Here is a 14,113-nt window from a genome sequence, read left to right as displayed (position 1 = left end):
GGAAAACGCTATGCAAGTCACCCTCAAGGCCGCCGGCTATAGCTTGATGACGATGTTTGTCAGCTGTGGCGTCGGCGCCCAGGAATCCATCGCCAGCCCGCAAACTGATCGGAGCGCTGTCTACGCAGCGACCGAGCGCCCGGCGGCGCCACTATTCGAATATTTATACAGCCAGAACTTTAAGCGGAGTCGTTGATGGTCAAGCCTTACGTTGTGCGCCCGTTACTGGCGCTGTGCATGATCGGCAGTCCGCTGCTTTACGCCGCCGAGGGCGGTGTTGGCCGGCCAATTACCGGTCAGCAGGTGTTTTCCAACGCCGGTATCGTGCCGCCTGAGCCGGGCTGGGTCATGTCGTTGACCAGCATCTGGTACGACGGCTCGCTCAAGGGCAGCACTGGTGCGCCGATTTCCGGCGCGGTCAGTGGCGGGATCGACATGAAAGTGTCGTACACCATGGCCAACTTCACCCATGTCTGGGACACCGGCAAAGGTCGCTGGAACTACGCCTCGGCCGTTGGCATTCCCGTGCAGTACACCGACATCAAAGCCAGCATCACCGGCCCGCGCGGGCGCACGCTGGGTGACAGCGACTCCGGCACCCAATTCGCCGACGCCCTGATCACGCCGATCGCCGCCGGTTACCACTTCGACGAGTTGAACCACATCTCGCTGTCCCTGCCGATCTACGTGCCAACCGGTGCTTATAACGATGATCGACTGGCCAACCCGGGGCAGAACAATTACACGTTCATGCCGACCGTGGCGTTCACCCACCTCGACGGCAAGGGTGGCGAGCTGACGCTGTCCAGCGGTCTGGAGTTCTACACCGAGAACGACGCCACCGATTATCGCAACGGCAACATCTTCACCCTCGACGCCCTGTGGACCCACGGTTTCGGCAATGGCTGGAGCGCCGGCGTTGCGGCGGGTTATATCCAGCAACTGACCGACGACAAAGGCCAGACTGCCGATACGTTCAACGGTTATCGCGGTCGTTCCGTTGGCGCCGGCCCGGTGGTGGGCTGGTCGGGTAAATTCGCCGACGCCCAAGCCAATATCAGCGCCCGTTGGGTACCGGAGTTCGACACCAAAAATCGTCCTGAAGGCAACGGCTTCAGCGTCAACATGACCTTGGCATTTTTCTAGACCCGGACACAAAGGACTGCCCCATGACTGCACTTACCGACCTCAATGCCCTGCAAGCCAGCATCGCCGAATCGGTGCTCGGTCAGGATCAAGTGATTCGGCAGATCCTGCTGGGCCTGTTGGCCAACGGCCATTTACTGTTGGAAAGTCTGCCGGGGCTGGCCAAGACGCGTACGGTCAAGGCGCTGGCCAAACACCTCGACGCGAAAATGAGCCGTATCCAGTTCACCCCGGATTTGCTGCCGTCTGACATCACCGGTGCCGAAGTGCTGCATCAGGTTGAAGGCAAAAACGAGATCCGTTTCCAGCCCGGCCCGCTGTTCGGCAACCTGATTCTTGCTGACGAAATCAACCGTGCCCCGGCCAAGGTTCAGGCGGCGCTGCTGGAAGCGATGGAAGAACGCCAGATCACCGTGGCCGGCACCAGCCATCCGTTGCCGGATTTGTTCATAGTGGTCGCCACACAAAATCCGATCGAACAGGAAGGCACGTATCCGCTGCCGGAAGCACAGATGGATCGTTTCCTGATGAAAGTGCTGCTCGATTATCCGAGCGCCGACAACGAAAGCCAGGTGCTGCGCCTGCTGCGCGCCGAAGAATTCGCGCAAGGCGCCAACACCGCGCCGAGCAAGGGTTTCAGTCTGTCGCAGGAGGTGATTTTCGCGGCACGCGAGGAAGTCAGCGCGGTGCATGTGTCACCGGCCATCGACAGTTATCTGATCGACATCATCAACGCCACCCGCCATCCCGCCGACTACGACGAAGACCTCGCGCGCTGGATTTCGATTGGTGCCAGCCCGCGTGGCGGCATTGGTCTGGATCGTTGCGCCCGCGCCGATGCGTGGCTGCAGGGGCAGGATTTTGTTTCGCCGGACAATGTGCGCGCGGTGGTGCACCCGGTGCTGCGTCATCGTTTGCAATTGAGTTATGACGCGGTGGCGGACGGCGTCAATGCCGATCAAGTGCTCGATCGGATTCTCGATAAAGTAGCGATTCCGGCCTGATGTCAAATACGAAGAGCAGCGACGGCCTGGTCTATGTCTCTCTCGCGCAGTTGATGGCGCTGGAGTTCAAGGCCCGTGACCTGAGTTTTCTCGCTCGTCAGCCGCAAGGCAGCATCCTTGCCGGCAACCATGCCTCGCGCCTGCGTGGTCGTGGCTTGAATTTCGATGAACTACGCCGCTACCAGCCGGGCGACGACCTGCGTCACCTCGACTGGCGTGCTTCGCTGCGCACCGGCAAACCGGTGGTGCGCACTTTTACTGAAGAGCGTGATCGTCCGGCGTTGATCGTGGTTGATCAGCGCATGTCGATGTTTTTCGGTTCGCAACGCAGCTTCAAATCCGCTCTCGCCGCCGAACTCGGCGCATTGGCCGCGTGGATGGTGTTCAACGCCGGCGACAGGGTTGGCGGGCTGGTGTTCAACGATCAACGTATCGACAGCATCGCGCCGTTGCGCAGCCGTAAACGCGTTGAAGCGCTGCTCAGCCGCATCGCCGAACAGAATCAGGCGCTCGACGCGGCTAACCCGGATGCCGAAGGCGAAGACCAGCTCGACAAAGTCTTGCAGCGTTGCCTGGCGCTGGCCGGTCACGACCATTTGATCTGCATCGTCAGCGACTTCGCCGGGGCCGGCGAACGTACGTTGCAACTGATGCGCCAGCTGTCGGCGCACAACGACGTGATCGCCCTGCAAGTCTACGATCCGCTGGCATTGAAGCTGCCGAACAATGGACGCCTGCTGATTACCCAAGGCCAATTGCAGGTCGAACTGGCCATCGAAAAACGCAATGTGCATCAACCGCTGGGGGATTTTCTCGGTGGTCGCTTGAAGGACGTCGCCACCCTGCTGCGCCGCAGTCAGGTGCCACTGATGATGTTCAGCACCGCCGAAGAAGCCCACGCGCAACTGCGTGCCGAACTGGGCAAAAGCGCCGGGGCACGGCGATGAATCCGAATATCCCGAGCATCGATCAACTCAAAGAGTTGGCCCCGCCCGCGCCGGTCAGTTATGCGCCGCAAACGTGGGGCTGGTGGGTGTTGCTTGGGCTGCTGATCGTATTGGCAATCGTGATTGGCGTACGCCGTTACCTGCAATGGCGCCGCGATGAATACCGTCGTGAAGGGTTGGCGCGACTGGCACAATTGCGTAGCCGCAGTGACGACCTCAATGCGTTGCGCGAATTGCCCGAGTTGCTCAAGCGAGTGGCGCTCTCGATGCCCACTCAATCGCGACATTGGAATACAACCCCTGTGGGAGCGGGCTTGCTCGCGAAGGGGCAATCAAATTCACCCTCTGCGCTGACTGACAGGACGCCTTCGCGAGCAAGCCCGCTCCCACAGGGGGTTGCGGCGCTTGGTAAAGAGGATTGGCAGCGCTTCTTGCAAGCGCACAGCAAGAAGCCGCTCCCGGCCGATTTCAGCGCACAACTCGCGCAACTCGCCTACGCCCCCGACGACACCCTGCGCGCCCTCCCCGCGCCGCAGCGTCAGGCGTTGTTCGACACATGTCAGGACTGGGTGGAGCATCATCATGTGGCAGCTTGATTACCCATGGTTGTTGCTTCTGCTGCCGCTACCGTGGCTGGCTTACCGCTACCTGCCGGCCTATAACGAAGCGCGCAGCGCCGTGCGCGTACCGTTTTTTGCGGCGATGAGCCGCGCTGTCGGCGAAGCGCCCACCCATGCCGGCACCCGCCGCAACGTCTGGCAATTACTCTTGAACCTGTTGGTCTGGGCGCTGATTTTGCTCGCCGTGGCACGTCCGGTGTTCGTTGAAAAACCCATCGAACGCCAGCAACCGGTGCGCGACCTGATGCTCGCCATCGACATCTCGCAGTCGATGGAAACCGAAGATTTCACCAACGCCAACGGCGAAAAAATCAATCGCCTCGCCGCCGTCAAAGACGTGGTGCAAGGCTTTATCGACAAGCGCAAGGACGACCGCCTCGGCCTGATCGTCTTCGGCAGCGGCGCTTATCCGCAGGCACCGCTGACCCTCGATCATGCGAGTCTGTCGCTGTTACTGGCCGACACCGGCATCGGCATGGCCGGGCCGAACACCGCGATCGGCGATGCCATCGGCCTCAGCCTGAAGCTGTTGGATAAAGCCCATGAGCAGGAAAAAGTGCTGATTCTGCTCACCGATGGCAACGACACCAGCAGCGCGATCACTCCCGATCACGCCGCCGAAATGGCCGCCAACAAAGGCGTGATCATCCACACCATCGGCATCGGCGACCCGAGTGCTTCGGGCGAGGCCAAAGTCAATCTGCCGGGTCTGGAGCAGATCGCGAAAACCACCGGCGGCCAGTTCTTCCGAGCTGAAGACCGCACCGCGCTCGATCAGGTTTACAGCACCCTCGACCGCCTCACGCCGCATCAGGTGAAAACCCTCAGTCATCAGCCGCAACGCGAGTTGTTCTATTGGCCGCTGGGGGCGGCGATGTTGTTGCTCGGTCTGTATCACCTCGGCGCGCTGCTGTGGCCTCGGCTGTCATTCGCCCGTCAGCGGCAGGAGGTCTGAGATGGACATCAACCTCAGCGACTTCCATTTCCTGCGCCCGTTCTGGCTCCTGCTCGCGCTGTTCGGCGCGTTGTTGCCGCTGATCTGGCGCCGCAGCCGTGATTTGCAGCGACAACTGCGTGGCAACATCGCCGAGCATTTGCTGCCGCATCTATTGATCACGCCACAAGACAATCAACGCCTGCGCCCGGTGCATCTGCTCTGTGCGCTGTTGATTCTCGGCGCCATCGCGGCGGCCGGGCCGACCTGGGAGCAGGATCGTCCGGACTTTCTCGAAAACCGTGCGCCGCTGATCGTCGCTGTCGATCTGTCACCGTCGATGGACGCCAGCGATGTGCAACCGACGCGACTGGAAGCGGCCAAGCACAAACTGCATGACCTGATTCAGCGTCGCGCCGGTGCCCGTACGGCACTGATCGCCTACGCCGGCAGCGCGCACCTGGTGTTGCCGCCGACCGACGACCCCGCCCTGCTCGACTCATTTATTCAGGCGTTGGGCACCGGGTTGATCGACAAACCGGGGAAAAACGTCGCCGCGGTGATTGAGCAGGCGAAACGCTTGCTCAGCGCAGAAAAGACGCCGGGCAGCCTGCTGCTGATCACCGATGGCGCCGAGACCGCGCAACTTGATGGCCTCGACAAGCAGCTGAGCGGCAGTCAGTTGCAAGTGTTAGTGCTGGCGGTGGGCAGCGAGGACGGCGGCATGATCCACGACGCCAGCGGGCAGCCGCGCACCGATGCCAACGGGCGCCCGGAACTGGGCAGTTTTGATCAAGCGGCAATCAAACAATTGGCTTCTGCTGTCGATGCGCCCCTCGGCAGTTTGACCCTGAATGACGATGATCTGGACTGGATCGAACTGCACGCGCAACAGCACTTCCAAAGCGCCAGCGCCGAGCAGCGTGAATTGCACTGGAAAGACGCCGGTTATTGGCTGTGCTGGCCGTTGCTGTTGCTGGCATTTTTCGGCGTGCGCAAAGGCTGGAGCGTGAATTGGATGGCGGCGTTGCTGCTGGCCGTGGGGCTGGGTGGCATGCCGGCTCCGGCGCAAGCGAATGCACTGACCGACGCCTTTTTCACTCGCGATCAGCAAGGTCGCTGGGCCTTTGAGCACGGGCACCTGCCTCAGGCAGCGGCGCTGTTTGTCGATCCGTACTGGAAAGGCGTCGCGGCATATCACGCGTCTGACTATGACTTGGCGCTGGCGACTTTCGCGCGGCTGGACACGCCACAGGCGTACTTCTATCTGGGCAATATTTACGTGCGCCGTTTCAAGTTTGATGAGGCGATCGCCGCGTACACCCAAGCCTTGAAACTGCAGCCGCAATTCCCGGAGGCCACGGCCAATCTGGCGTTGGCGCAGGCGTTGCTCAAAGACACCGAAAGTGCCGAGAAAAACGCGCCTGAAACCAAACCGGATGAAGTGAAATTCGACAAGGCGAAGGGCAAGGGGCAGAGCAAGAAAATCGAGTCGGAGCAAGCCGCATCGGATGCGCTGTGGTTGCAGAACCTGACGACATCGCCGGCGAAGTTTCTCAAGCAGAAATTCAGCTTGCAGGATCAGGCGGGGGTTAAGCCATGAATCTCCGAAACCCTACTGGCGCCTTCGCGAGCAAGCCCGCTCCCACAGGGGATCTTCAGCGTACACAAAACCAATGTGGGAGCGGGCTTGCTCGCGAAGGGGCCCGCCAGACCAGCACAACGTTCCTGACTTTATTAGCAGGAAGTCTATTCACACTCCAGGCCCTCGCCGCTGCCCCACAACTCAAAGTCCAGGCTCATCTGCAACCCGCTGAAGGCGCCATGGTCGGTGGCCTGATCGAGCTGCAAGTCGATGTCCTCACCGACACCTGGTTCACCAGCGCCGCCACCCTGCCCGATCTCAAACTCGACGGCGCTCTGGTCATGCCCCCGGACGGTCAGGCCCAGCACCTGAACCAGACCATCGACGGCCAATCCTTCAACGGTTTGCGCTACACCTACCTGATCACGCCGAACGTCGCGCGATCGTTCGATATCCCGGCCCTCACCGTCAGCGCCACCCCCGGTCAGGCTGAAAGCGAAATCAGCGCACACAGCGAACCGCTGCAATTCAGCGCCGCCCGGCCGCCCGGTTTCAACCCCGGGGAAACGCCACTGGTTGCCACCGGACTGACCTTCAGCCAGAACGTGATCAACTCGGCCACACCGCTCAAAGTCGGCGACAGCATTACCCGGCAACTCACCTTGAAGGCCGACGGCGCACTGGCCATGTCCTTGCCGATCCCGGCACTGGGCGATGTCGAGGGCCTCAGCCGCTATGCGAAAACCCCGCAAGTCACCAGCCTTGATGACGGCCGTGGCGACATTCTCGGCGGCCAGCGCATCGACAGCGTCACCTATCGCATCGACCGCGCCGGTTCGCACACACTGCCGGCCATCGAAGTGAAATGGTGGGACGCGAGCAGCAATCAAACACGCACCGCGCAAGTGCCCGCAGTGACGTTCGCTGCCGCCGCCAACAGCGCCTACAAACCTGTGTTCTCCATCGCCGAAGACCTCAAGCAACTCGGCCAGAATCGCCTGCGGTTCTCCACACAATGGCTGATCTGGCTCGTGGCGCTCATCGCGATTATCGGCCTCGGCTATTTGAGCCGCCCGGCCCTGACTCGCGGCTACCGCACCCTGCAAGCGCGCAAACAAGCGCGGCACGCAGCGTGGTTGCAGTCAGCCGATTACGCCTGGCAACAAATCAATCCGCAACTTGAAGCCAAACCAGCGCAACTCAGTGCGCTGTATCTGTGGCTGCGCCGCAGTCGAATGGGTCTGAAGCTCGTCGATGCCGGCCCGCGTCTGCAAGGCCTGTTGCGTGGGCTTTACGGTCGCGAACCGGCCACCGAGCAGACACTTGTCCAACTGCGCCAATCCTTGACTACGCTTCACAGTCAGGCCGAACAGCAGCACGCGAAACCGGCCTCGGCGCTGCGCCCGCTCAACCCTGTACACGAGAAGGATTTCCCATGACGTACCCGTTGCTGCACCGCCAACGTTTTGGCCTGGCTCTTTTGTTCGGTCTGGCCCTGCCGCTGCTGGCCCAGGCCAATGAGCCGCTGCCTTCGTGGAACGACGGCCCGGCGAAGAAAAGCATCATCGAATTCGTGCAGACCGTGACCGATCAGACGAGCAAGGACTTCGTCAAACCCGCCGACCGCATCGCCGTGTTCGATAACGACGGCACGCTGTGGAGCGAGCAACCGGCGTACTTCGAATTGCTGTTCGCTTTCGACGAGGTCAAGCGCACCGCCGATCAGCACCCGGAATGGAAAACCACGCAGCCATTCAAAGCGGTGATCGAAAACGACCACAAGGCCCTCGCGGCGTCAGGCATGGAAGGCCTGCTGAAAATCGTCGGCGCCACCCACAGCGGCATGACCACCGAAGCGTTTGATGATTACGCGAAAACCTGGCTGAGCCAGGCCCGCCATCCGAAAACCGGCAAGCCGTACACCGAGATGATCTTCCAGCCGATGCTGGAAATGCTCGACTACCTGCGCAGCCAGGACTTCAAGACCTACATTGTTTCCGGCGGCGACACCGGTTTCATGCGCGCCTTTGCCGAGAAGGTCTACGGCATTCCACCGGAACAGGTGATCGGCACCACATTTGTCACTTCTTTCGAATACAAGGATGGCAAGGCCTCGATCGTGCGCACGCCAAAACTGGCGCACAACGACGACGGCCCGGGCAAACCGGAAAGCATTGATGCGGTGATCGGCAAGCGGCCGATTCTCGCCTTCGGCAACTCCGACGGCGACCTGCAAATGCTGCAGTGGACGGCCGCCGGTACCGGCAAACGTTTCATGGGTTTGGTGCACCACACCGACGCCAAGCGCGAGTGGGCCTACGACCGCAAATCAGACATCGGCAAGCTCGACAAAGCTCTCGATGAAGCAAATTCCCGCGGCTGGACCGTGGTGGACATGGCGACCGAATGGCGCCGGATCTACCCGTTCGATCCGCCGGTAAACGAGCAGGTGCAATAAAAAAAGCGTGCTGCAGGACTGCAATAAACGTTATCAGCAATAAATGACCCCCCGCGAAAAGGAGCAAGTCAGATGACTCGCATACGCAAGTGGCTACCGAAATTCGCCTTGGTTGCGACCTCGGTGATGGCGCTGTCGGCAACCGCCACAGCGGCTGAAAAACCCAACATCCTGGTGATCTTCGGCGACGACATCGGCCAGACCAACATCAGTGCCTACTCGATGGGTGTTGTCGGTTACAAAACGCCGAACATCGACCGGATTGCCAAAGAAGGCATGATGTTCACCGATTACTACGCGGAGAACAGCTGCACCGCGGGTCGATCCTCGTTCATCACCGGTCAGACGCCACTGCGTACCGGTCTGTCGAAAGTCGGCATCCCCGGCGCTCCGGTAGGCCTGCAAAAGCGTGATATCACCATTGCTCAGGCACTCAAGTCTCAGGGTTATGCGACCGGTCAATTCGGCAAGAACCACTTGGGCGACAAGGATGAATACCTGCCGACCAACCACGGTTTCGACGAGTTCTTTGGCAACCTGTACCACCTGAATGCCGAGGAAGAACCTGAGCGTCCGTATTGGCCAAAAGATGATGCCGAATTCGTCAAAGCTGTTTCCCCTCGTGGTGTGATCCACAGCTTCGCCGACGGCAAGATCGAAGACACTGGCGCGCTCACCACCAAGCGCATGGAAACCATCGACGACGAAACCACGGCGGCGGCGCAAGCGTTCATCGAGAAACAGGCCAAGGCGGACAAACCGTTCTTTGTCTGGATGAACACCACCCGCATGCACGCCTTTACACACATTCGTGAATCCATGCAGGGTCAAAGCGGCATGCCCGGCAACGATTACGCGGACGGCATGATCGAGCACGACGGTGACGTCGGTAAACTGCTGAAAACCCTCGATGACCTGAAAATCACCGACAACACCATCGTGGTTTACACCACCGACAATGGCCCGAACCAATGGTCGTGGCCGGACGCGGCAACCACGCCGTTCCGCAACGAGAAGAACTCCAACTGGGAGGGCGCATACCGGGTGCCGGCAATGGTTCGCTGGCCGGGCAAGATCAAACCGGGTGAAGTGTCCAACGAGCTGTTCTCGGGTCTGGATTGGTTCCCGACCTTGCTCGCCGCTGCCGGTGATACCGATGTGACCAACAAGCTACTGAAAGGCTGGGCGCCGACTTCCGGTGGCACCAACTTCAAGGTGCACCTGGACGGTTACAACCAACTGCCTTACCTGACCGGCCAAAGCCCGAAGAGTGAGCGTAAGGAGTTCTACTACTTCAACGACGATGGCGTACTGGTTTCGATGCGTTTCGGCAACTGGAAAGCGGTGTTCTGCGAACAACGTGAGCCGGGTGGTTTCAAGGTCTGGAGCGAGCCTTTCGTGTGCCTGCGCGTACCGAAAATCTTCAACCTGCGCATGGACCCGTATGAACGTGCCGACATTGTTTCCGATCAGTACTACGACTGGACGAGCAAGAACGTTTATCTGACCGAAATGGCCGTGATGAAGTCCGCAGCGTTCCTGCAGACCTTCGTCGATTATCCGCCAAGCCAGAAACCGGCCAGCTTCAGTATTGACCAGATCCGCGCAGCGGTAGATGCGAAAATCGCTGAAAAAATGAAAGCTGCACAGTAAGACCGCAAGACTGCCGCCCGCCCTTACCGGCGGGCGGACTTATTTTTAGTCGGATATCCCCCTTGTAGGAGCTGCCGAAGGCTGCGATCTTTTGATCTCCGTTGATAAATATAAAGATCAAAAGATCGCAGCCTTCGGCAGCTCCAACAGGGAGCAGGCCCGATCATTTGTATTGATCGTTCCCACGCTCTGCGTGGTAACGCATCCCGCGATGCTCTGCGTCCCATGCCAAAGCGGACGCGGAGCGTCCAGTGAGGCATTCCCACGCAGAGCGTCGGAACGATCAGCACAGTCGCCGTTTTTATCGAATTGAAAAAAGGCAATCCGCATGTCCTCACGTATCGCCAGCAAGCCGTCGGCCATACCCGCCTCGCACACCGCCTCCCCTTCACTGCTGATCCCCGCCCTGCTGCTGTGCATCTCCGGTGCCGCAGCACTGGTCTATCAGGTGCTGTGGATCAAGCAACTGTCGCTGGTGGTCGGCGTTGAGGTGTACGCGATCACCACGGGCATCAGCGCATTCTTCGCCGGTCTGGCCATCGGTGGCTGGCTGTTCGGGCGCTGGGCGGATCGCTTGCAGCAACCGGTGCTGCTGTATGCCGGGCTGGAAGTATTGGTGGCGATATTGGGCGTTGGCGCGACCGTGGCCATGAGCATGGCGGCCAGTCCGTTCGCCTGGCTGCAGGATCACGTCGGTGTGTTCGCATGGTTGCTGCCGTTCGCCCTCGTGGGCATTCCGGCGGTGTTGATGGGCGGCACGCTGCCGGTGCTGGTGCGTTCGCTCGCGGCTGATCCGGGCAAGGCTGGCGGCCAGTTGTACGCCGCGAACACCTTGGGCGCGATTGTCGGCACCCTGCTCGCCGCATTCTTTTTGATCGCCACCCTCGGTGTGCGAGGCAGCTCGCTGGCCGCAGCGATGCTCAATCTGTTGGCGGCGGCTGGCGCCTTGTGGTTCGCCCGTCAGCATCCGGCCCCTGTTGTTACCCCGATCCATCACCACCCGGAAAAAGCTGCGGATCGCACGGCGCTGTGGCTGTATTCCATCGCCGGCGGTGTGGCGCTGGGTTATGAAGTGGTCTGGTCGCAATCGATCGTGCAGTTCATGAGCACCCGCACTTACGCGTTTGCCGTGGTATTGGCGACGTACCTGACCGGCCTGTTTATCGGCAGTGCCCTGCTCGCGCGTCGCGTTGATCGCATTCGTGATCCGTGGGGCGTGTTCGGTTTGTTGATTGCCGGCGCCGGCCTGATCGCGCTGCTGGAAATCGCCGTGCTCGGTCGTTGGCTGATTTACGCCCAGACCCAGACCGAGATGTGGTTGCTGAGCCTGGGCGCCAGTGAGCTGGTCGGCATGAGTGCTCGCTTTGCCGTCGCGGCGCTGAGCATTGTGTTTGTGCCGACATTGCTGCTGGGGGCGGCGTTTCCCTTGGCGCTGCGTTTGAGTGTCGGCCATGAGCGCGTGGGTCGCGATGTCGGCGCGGTGGTGGCGTTCAATACCTTGGGCGGGATTGTCGGGGTGATGCTCTGCGGCTTCCTGCTGATCCCGCTGCTGGGTCTGGTGCGCACGCTGGGTCTGCTGGCGATCATCGCGGCGGGCATCGGCTACTTCGCCGTGCGCAAGGGCCATGGTGTGAAGAAAGGCCGGCGTCAGGCAGTGGTCGCACTGAGCCTGGTCTCGGTCGCATTGGCGGTGCTGACGCCGGTCGACAAAATCGCCGGCCTGCTGCCCGGCGCACGCAACGGTACGTTGGCGTTTTACGAAGAAGGTCGTGGCGGCACGGTCGCGGTGGTCGCCCAAGGTCGCGGCGAGAACAATTTCCATCGTCTGTACATTCAGGGCGTCTCGAACACCGGCGATGCCATGCCGTCGCTGCGCTACATGCGCATTCAGGCGCTGCTACCGCTGTTGATCCACAACGGCGAACCGCGCTCGACCCTGGTGATCGGTTTCGGCACCGGCATTACTGCGGGCGCCATGCTGCGCTATCCGGGGCTGGAGCACCGCGTGGTCGCCGAGTTGCTGCCGTCGGTGGTGAAAGCGGCGCCGTTGTTCAAGGGCAACTTCAATGCTGCCAGTGATCCGGGTGTGGAAGTGCGTCTGCGTGATGGTCGTCAGGAATTGCTGCGCAGTGCGCAGACTTACGACCTGGTCACACTGGAGCCGCCACCGCCCTCCGCGGCCGGCGTGGTCAATCTGTACTCGCGCGACTTCTACCAATTGGCCGCGAGTCGTCTGCAGAAAAACGGCATCGTCGCGCAATGGCTGCCGCTGCCGACGCAAAACATCGACGACTCGCGCTCGCTGGTGCGCAGCTTCCTTGATGTATTTCCGTATGCCTCGCTATGGACCAGCGAATTCCACGAGATGTTGCTAGTGGGCTCGATGGAGCCGATGGAACTGGACGCCGCGAAAATCACCGAACGTTTCCAGCAGGACAATGTGCGCAGCACCTTGCAGGATGTCGGCATTGGTTCAGCGGCGGCGTTGCTTGCGACGTGGGTGACCGATCGCGCCGGCCTTGAGCGCTTTGCCGCCGATGCACCGGCGGTGACCGATGATCAGCCGCGCATTGAATACGCGCCATGGGTGCGCAGCAAGGAAATCACTCGCGTGTTGCCGGCGCTGCTGGATCTGTATCAGGCGCCGACGCTGGTGAATGCCGATGCCGCTTTCACTGAGCGCATGGAAACCCATCGTCAACGGCTGATGCAGTTCTATCGTGCCAGCCTGCATGCGTATGACGGCGATCGGGATGCGTGGGGGCGGGACATGCGCGAGGTGATGCAGTGGGATGGCGCGAATCCGTATTTCCGCTGGTTTACCGGGCAATAATTCAGCGTTTGTGACACCGCTTTCGCGAGCAAGCCCGCTCCCACAAGGGGTCTGTGGTGATCACAAATGTGTGATCGAAACAGATCCAGTGTGGGAGCGGGCTTGCTCGCGAAGGGGCCATCAGCCCCGATGCATTACTTGGATTCGGATTTCAGTTTCAGATAGGTCTGGTGCATATCAGACGCCCAGCCATCGATCACGGCTTTAACGTCTTCGGCCTTCAGCGCCTGGGAATCATTTTCCAGCGGTTTGCCGGTGCCTTTGCGCACAACTTGCGCCACGACCTTATTGCTGGCGCCGTCCATGAACACCGCTTCAGTGGCCAGGGTGGTTTCCTGATCACGGATGCCGGTGGCCGTGCTGACCGCCGCGGCTACCAAAGCAATCGGGATCACTTCATACGCGTGCAGCCCTTCGGTTTTGCTGCTGACGGCGGTGATCGCCGGACGCAGTACGATCACACCCGGCCCAGGCCCGGTGGCCAGTGGCAGCGATTTGCCCAGCTCACGCTTGAGCGCCTGATCGTAATAGCTGGTGATGCCATTGAGGGTTTGCTGAGAGATTTTTGCGGTCGGTTGCGGCTTCGGATAGAGCTGGCTTGGTTCGACGTAAACGCTGGTGAATTTATTGATGTCGAGTTTCGGATCCATCCAGCGCATCACCTCGGCACCCGACGGTGACTTGGCTTCCTTGAGCTGACTGTAATCCTTGAGAAACCCGGAATACTCATCTGGAGCGACGGTTTTGCTCGAGCAACCCACCACGCCAAGGGTGGCGATGCACAGCGTGCCCATCATTACTGCTAGCTTCATGCTGTAACTCCTGTCAGAAAGCCGAAAGATTTGCATAAGGGGAGTTACAGGTATAGCTAAAACCTCAGCTTTTGCGATGCAAAATTACAAAATTCACACGAGGCTGCGCGCCCGATCACAA

Annotated in this window: 12 protein-coding genes; 11 read left to right on the top strand and 1 reads right to left on the bottom strand. The window is 60.5% G+C overall.

Annotated features, from left to right (window positions below; genetic code table 11):
- Positions 1 to 10 precede the first annotated feature (10 nt).
- From ACIP1X_RS05005 to ACIP1X_RS04955, 11 genes are all read left to right on the top strand, one after another.
- Positions 11 to 196: a hypothetical protein gene (locus ACIP1X_RS05005; protein WP_212550704.1), complete on the top strand. Its 186-nt coding sequence runs from the start codon at positions 11 to 13 to the stop codon at positions 194 to 196.
- Positions 196 to 1,146, top strand: a complete 951-nt coding sequence (locus tag ACIP1X_RS05000; RefSeq protein ID WP_400749888.1) for a transporter — start codon at positions 196 to 198, stop codon at positions 1,144 to 1,146. The genes ACIP1X_RS05005 and ACIP1X_RS05000 overlap by 1 nt, the downstream gene beginning before the upstream one ends.
- A 23-nt stretch (positions 1,147 to 1,169) precedes the next feature.
- Complete coding sequence (locus tag ACIP1X_RS04995) at positions 1,170 to 2,150, top strand: AAA family ATPase (protein WP_400749885.1); 981 nt, start codon at positions 1,170 to 1,172, stop codon at positions 2,148 to 2,150.
- Positions 2,150 to 3,097, top strand: coding sequence for a DUF58 domain-containing protein (locus ACIP1X_RS04990; RefSeq protein ID WP_159812049.1), 948 nt, complete (start codon positions 2,150 to 2,152; stop codon positions 3,095 to 3,097). The genes ACIP1X_RS04995 and ACIP1X_RS04990 overlap by 1 nt, the downstream gene beginning before the upstream one ends.
- Positions 3,094 to 3,693: a DUF4381 domain-containing protein gene (locus ACIP1X_RS04985; RefSeq protein WP_400749882.1), complete on the top strand. Its 600-nt coding sequence runs from the start codon at positions 3,094 to 3,096 to the stop codon at positions 3,691 to 3,693. Before ACIP1X_RS04990 ends, ACIP1X_RS04985 begins: the two co-directional genes overlap by 4 nt.
- Positions 3,680 to 4,672 (top strand): vWA domain-containing protein, encoded by a 993-nt coding sequence (locus ACIP1X_RS04980; protein ID WP_400749879.1) that lies wholly within the window; start codon positions 3,680 to 3,682, stop codon positions 4,670 to 4,672. Before ACIP1X_RS04985 ends, ACIP1X_RS04980 begins: the two co-directional genes overlap by 14 nt.
- A 1-nt stretch (position 4,673) precedes the next feature.
- Positions 4,674 to 6,254 (top strand): VWA domain-containing protein, encoded by a 1,581-nt coding sequence (locus tag ACIP1X_RS04975; RefSeq protein WP_400749877.1) that lies wholly within the window; start codon positions 4,674 to 4,676, stop codon positions 6,252 to 6,254.
- Positions 6,251 to 7,675 (top strand): hypothetical protein, encoded by a 1,425-nt coding sequence (locus ACIP1X_RS04970; protein WP_400749874.1) that lies wholly within the window; start codon positions 6,251 to 6,253, stop codon positions 7,673 to 7,675. The genes ACIP1X_RS04975 and ACIP1X_RS04970 overlap by 4 nt, the downstream gene beginning before the upstream one ends.
- On the top strand, positions 7,672 to 8,694 hold the full coding sequence (locus tag ACIP1X_RS04965; RefSeq protein WP_400749872.1) for an HAD family hydrolase: 1,023 nt from the start codon (positions 7,672 to 7,674) through the stop codon (positions 8,692 to 8,694). The genes ACIP1X_RS04970 and ACIP1X_RS04965 overlap by 4 nt, the downstream gene beginning before the upstream one ends.
- 72 nt (positions 8,695 to 8,766) lie before the next feature.
- The gene (locus ACIP1X_RS04960; RefSeq protein WP_400749869.1) at positions 8,767 to 10,347 is read left to right on the top strand and encodes an arylsulfatase; all 1,581 of its coding nucleotides are present in this window, start codon (positions 8,767 to 8,769) and stop codon (positions 10,345 to 10,347) included.
- A 328-nt stretch (positions 10,348 to 10,675) separates the two neighbouring features.
- On the top strand, positions 10,676 to 13,180 hold the full coding sequence (locus ACIP1X_RS04955; RefSeq protein WP_400749867.1) for a fused MFS/spermidine synthase: 2,505 nt from the start codon (positions 10,676 to 10,678) through the stop codon (positions 13,178 to 13,180).
- A gap of 134 nt (positions 13,181 to 13,314) precedes the next feature.
- Here the strand turns inward: ACIP1X_RS04955 and ACIP1X_RS04950 are convergent, their stop codons facing one another.
- Positions 13,315 to 13,992: a DUF3313 domain-containing protein gene (locus ACIP1X_RS04950; RefSeq protein WP_053120645.1), complete on the bottom strand. Its 678-nt coding sequence runs from the start codon at positions 13,990 to 13,992 to the stop codon at positions 13,315 to 13,317.
- Positions 13,993 to 14,113 lie beyond the last annotated feature (121 nt).

The organism is Pseudomonas sp. NPDC088885, assembly GCF_044750025.1.
GTDB classification, from domain to species: Bacteria; Pseudomonadota; Gammaproteobacteria; order Pseudomonadales; family Pseudomonadaceae; genus Aquipseudomonas; species Aquipseudomonas rustica.
Note: the sequence above shows the minus strand (reverse complement) of the source record. Positions and strands in the feature narration are given on the sequence as shown.